The 4,287-nt window shown below is 70.7% G+C and carries 5 protein-coding genes; 4 read left to right on the top strand and 1 reads right to left on the bottom strand.

Annotated elements, in window-relative coordinates; genetic code table 11:
• Positions 1 to 321 precede the first annotated feature (321 nt).
• The 3 genes from JNN06_RS06125 to JNN06_RS06135 all read left to right on the top strand — a co-directional run bounded on the left by JNN06_RS06125 (position 322) and on the right by JNN06_RS06135 (position 2,456).
• The gene (locus JNN06_RS06125; protein ID WP_291238709.1) at positions 322 to 957 is read left to right on the top strand and encodes a GntR family transcriptional regulator; all 636 of its coding nucleotides are present in this window, start codon (positions 322 to 324) and stop codon (positions 955 to 957) included.
• 114 nt (positions 958 to 1,071) lie between these two features.
• Entirely contained in the window at positions 1,072 to 1,752 is a 681-nt protein-coding gene (locus tag JNN06_RS06130; RefSeq protein WP_291238710.1) for a rhodanese-like domain-containing protein, read from the top strand.
• Entirely contained in the window at positions 1,749 to 2,456 is a 708-nt protein-coding gene (locus tag JNN06_RS06135) for a hypothetical protein (RefSeq protein ID WP_291238711.1), read from the top strand. Before JNN06_RS06130 ends, JNN06_RS06135 begins: the two co-directional genes overlap by 4 nt.
• A 247-nt stretch (positions 2,457 to 2,703) precedes the next feature.
• Here the strand turns inward: JNN06_RS06135 and moaA are convergent, their stop codons facing one another.
• Positions 2,704 to 3,705, bottom strand: coding sequence for a GTP 3',8-cyclase MoaA (gene moaA, locus JNN06_RS06140; RefSeq protein ID WP_291238712.1), 1,002 nt, complete (start codon positions 3,703 to 3,705; stop codon positions 2,704 to 2,706).
• Between the two features lie 104 nt (positions 3,706 to 3,809).
• Between moaA and JNN06_RS06145 the strand changes: the two genes are divergently transcribed.
• The coding region (locus JNN06_RS06145; protein ID WP_291238713.1) for a hypothetical protein at positions 3,810 to 4,287 on the top strand (478 nt) is incomplete at its 3' end.

Genomic DNA, 4,287 nt, shown 5'->3' on the forward strand with positions numbered 1-4,287 from the left:
GCCCGCCCTGCGGGGGGCGGGTGCTTCACACCCGCCGGGCGGGCGCTGGCCTCTGATATATGGGCTGAGCCGGTCTGGCTTTACCGCTCCCACAGGGCCGGGGAAACGCGCTGCGTTTCCTGATCCGGCCCCGCCCCAGGCCGAGCCGGTCTTGCGCCACCGATCCCGCACAGCCGGGGCACCGCGCTGCATCCCGAGCCGGCGATGCCCGGCCAAAGCCGGTCCGCCTCAGCCTCCCCCCTTGCCAGCGCGCCCTGTGCCGCTTAGGGTTCCCGCCCGCGCCGCCCCTGCGCCGCCAAGGGGGCCTCCAAGGGGATTGCCGTGCAGAAAGACGCCTATACGCTCATTCTCGAAGCCATCGAGGCCGGGGTCTACAAGCCCGGCGACCGGCTGGTCGAATCCGAGCTGGCCGAGCGGCTGGGCGTCTCCCGCACCCCGGTGCGCGAGGCGCTGCAACGGCTGGAAACCCAATCCATGCTGGCGCGCGATGGCCGCAGCCTGATCGTGGCCACTCTCGACCACAACCAGCTGGCCGAACTTTACGCCGTGCGCACCGAGCTGGAGGGCCTTGCCGCCCGCCTCGCCGCCCGCCACGCCACCGATGAGGAAATCCGCGTGCTGCGCCTGATGGCCGAGGAGGACCGCGCGCTGACCGGGGGCGACCCCCGCGCCCTGTCGCGCGCCAACAAACGCTTCCACAAGCAGATCCATCTGGCCAGCCATAACCGCTTCCTCGTGCAGCAGCTGGACCTCGTGCATCGGTCGATGGCGCTGATGGCCAATACCTCTTTCGCCGCCGAAGGCCGCGACGAGGTGGCGCTGTCGGAACATGAGGCCATCGTCGCCGCCATTGCCGCCCGCGATGGCGACGCCGCCTATGCCGCGCTGAAGGCGCATATCTCCAAAGCCTTTGAAACCCGGCTGCGGGTCGAGGCGGGCGAGCTGCGCCTGCGCTGAGCGCCCCGCCTTGCGCATCTGCGGTTGAACCCGCGCCATATTTTTGACAAGATATTGCGGTGCCACCCCGCCGAACCACAGCCTGCCAGCTGTCGGCCAAAATCGGGTGGTTTCGTGTTGGGGGTATTCCATATGCTGTTTGGCGCGCAGAAGGCGCTTGCATATCTGTTGTCTTGTGCCTGTCTGGCCCATGCCTTTCTGGCACTGCCTGCCGCCGCCGAGACGGTGGCGCTGATCGAAGGCCTGCCAGAGCTGCGATTCGCGGTGAACGGCCAAACCTTCACCATCGCGCGCACTGCCGACCCGCAGGCGGTGATCACGGGCGAATTCGCCCGCACCTCGCGCGCCTGCCCGCCCTTCTGCATGCAGCCGGTGCAGGCCGCGCCCGGCGTGCCGACGCTGGGCGAGGTGGAGCTGCTGGCCTTCCTGCGCGACAAGGTGGCGACGGGCGAGGGCGTGCTGCTGGATGCGCGCCTGCCCGACTGGTTCGCCAAGGGCTCGATCCCCTCGGCGGTCAATGTGCCCTTCGCCACGCTGGCGCCGGAAAACCCCTTCCGCTATGACATCCTGCAAGCGCTCGGCGCCCGGCCTGCCGGGGGTGGCAAGCTGGATTTCTCTGCCGTGCCGGAGCTGGTGGTGTTTTGCAACGGCGCATGGAGCGACCAATCGCCCCGCGCGCTGACGGCCCTGATCGAGGCCGGATATCCTGTTGAAAAGTTGCGGTATTATCGCGGAGGCATGCAAGATTGGCTCATGCTCGGCCTCACGGTCGCCATGGCGGAAAGGCAAGAATGATCAAGATCAGCCTGATCTATATCGGCATTGTGGTGGCGATTGCCGCCCTGATCACCGGCCTGCCGATGCTGGTCTGGACGGATGAGACCGCCGACAAGGTGGAGCAGGTCGCCAATCTGCCGATCGCCAGGCTGATCGCCCCCGAGGCAGGGCGCGGTGCCGCCTCGGGCTTTGGTTCGGCCGAGGCGGGCGGGGCCGAGACCAGCGCCCCGGTCGCGCCGCTGCCCAGCGGGGTCGAGGCCGCGACGGCGGCGCTGTTGCAGGGTCTTTCCGAACCGCCGCCCGCTCCGGCTGTGGCGCCGGTGGCGGCCCCCGTGGCAGAACCCGCCGCGCCCGCCGCCGCCGCATCTGCCGCCGCCGCACCTGCCGCCGTGGCCGAGGCGCCTGCCGCCACGCCCCCCGCCGCCTCGGACAGCCTCGCCGCCGCAGTGGCCGCCGCGGTCGCCGCCACCGCCGCACCTCAACCCGCCCCGGCAGCGGCCCGGCCCGCGCCGGTGGGCGAAGACCTCACGGCGCTGATCGGCGCCACCGGGACCGCGCAGGACGAGCTTGCCACCATGTCGGGCGCCGCCCTCACCGGGCTGCGCGCGCTGCGGGGCGAGGCCGCCCAGGGCGCCTCGCTGGACGAGCTGGTCGCCCGCGCCGCACAGGCCGGGGCGCAGGATGATTACATCAAGGCCTTGCAGGACGAGGCCAAGCGCTAGGCGGGCAAGGACGCCGCTGTTTCCCTTGCCCGGAGGGGCAAGGGAGGCCAGCCATGGCCGGTGGGCTGTGCCTTTCCGCGCGCGAGGCCCCGCACCGATGCGCGCCACCCCGCGCGGCCGTTCCGCGCGCCGGTTGGCCCCCTGGGGCAGAAAACCGGAATCAGGCCCGTTCTGGCGCCTCATGGCCGCAGAGGCATCGCCATCGCCGCGCGGCCCTCTGGGCGCCGTGATCGCGCCGCAGCCGCCGTCAGCCGCCGGTATGGCTCATATGCCGGGTCATCTGGCCCGCGACGCGCTGGCGCGAATAATCGAAATCATGGCCCTTGGGCTTTTTCGCAATCGCTGCCCGGATCGCGTCTTCCAGCACCGCCGGATCGGCGCTGGCGCGCAAGGGGGCGCGCAGGTCGGTGGCCTGTTCCTGCCCGAGGCAGGGGAACAGCTCGCCCGTGCAGGTCAGCCGCACCCGGTTGCAGCTTTCGCAGAAGTTATGCGTCAGCGGCGTGATGAGGCCGATCTTCTGCCCGGTCTCCTCCAGCCGCAGATAGCGCGCAGGGCCCCCCGTGCGCTCGGCCAGATCGGTGAGGGTGAAGCGCTCGGCCAGCCGCGCCCGCAGATCGGACAGCGGCCAGTATTGCGCCAGCCGGTCTTCCATATCGCCCATCGGCATGACCTCGATAAAGGTCAGGTCATGGCCTTCCGCCGCGCACCAGTCGACCAGCCCGAACAGCTCGACCTCGTTGAAGCCCTTCAGCGCCACGGCGTTGATCTTCACCCTCAGCCCCGCCGCCTTGGCCGCCGCGATGCCTTCCAGCACCTGCGGCAACCGGCCCCAGCGGGTGATCTCGGCGAATTTCGCAGGGTCCAGTGTATCCAGCGAGACATTGACCCGCCGCACCCCGCAGCCCGCCAGATCCCCGGCAAAGCGCGCCAGCTGGCTGCCATTGGTGGTCAGCGTCAGCTCCTCCAGCGCGCCGCTTTGCAGGTGGCGCCCCATGGCCTGAAAGAAGGACAGGATGCCGCGCCGCACCAGCGGCTCGCCGCCGGTGACGCGCAGCTTGCGCACGCCAAGGCCAATGAAACCGCTGCACAGCCGGTCCAGCTCCTCCAGCGTCAGCAGGTCGGCCTTGGGCAGGAAGGTCATGTGTTCCGCCATGCAATAGGTGCAGCGGAAGTCGCAGCGGTCGGTGACCGAGACCCGCAGGTATCGGATCGGGCGGGCGAAGGGGTCGATCAGCGGGGCCATGTCCATGCGGGGAATCTACGCCTGCCGTCGGGGCGCGGCAAGGGCAGGGGCGACGGTTGATTGCGCGAAAGCGCAGGGTTAGGCTGTGGCAAATGGTCAAGGAGGGTGCGATGCGGATGCAGGCGATGGCAGTGATGGCGGCGATGGGGATTCTGGCCGGATGCGCCTTGCCGGTCAGCGTGCCCGACTCGGGGCCGGAATATGCGCCGGATGTGCCCCCGGCCGAGGCCCCCGCGCCGCTGGCCGAGGCTGCGCTGGCCGCGCCGCCGCCCGCTGCGGGCGCCCGCACCGCCGAGGCGCTGGACACCACGACCGAGGCGCAGCGCGCCGCCGCCACCGCCGCGCCCGCACCGGCCGGGCAGGCCGCCCTTGGCAAGGCCAGCGTCTCGTTGGGCGATCCGACGGCGCCGGGATTCTGGCTGAAAACCGTGCTGGTGAGCGCGCCCGCGCCGGGGCTGGTCAAGCTCGCCAGCGGCCAGACCGTGCAGGTGGAGCTGCAACCGGGCAGCGGCACCGCGCAACTCTCCCTCGCCGCCTATCGCGCGCTGGGGCTGAGCCTGACCGACCTGCCGGAGGTCGAGGTCTTCC

Source organism: Gemmobacter sp. (assembly GCF_016792925.1).
Lineage (GTDB): Bacteria > Pseudomonadota > Alphaproteobacteria > Rhodobacterales > Rhodobacteraceae > Gemmobacter.

Bases quoted from the DNA above. Each gene is read 5' to 3' on its own strand.
- JNN06_RS06135 (WP_291238711.1), top strand. From the start codon at position 1,749: ATGATCAAGATCAGCCTGATCTATATCGGCATTGTGGTGGCGATTGCC.
- moaA (WP_291238712.1), bottom strand. From the start codon at position 3,705: ATGGACATGGCCCCGCTGATCGACCCCTTCGCCCGCCCGATCCGATAC.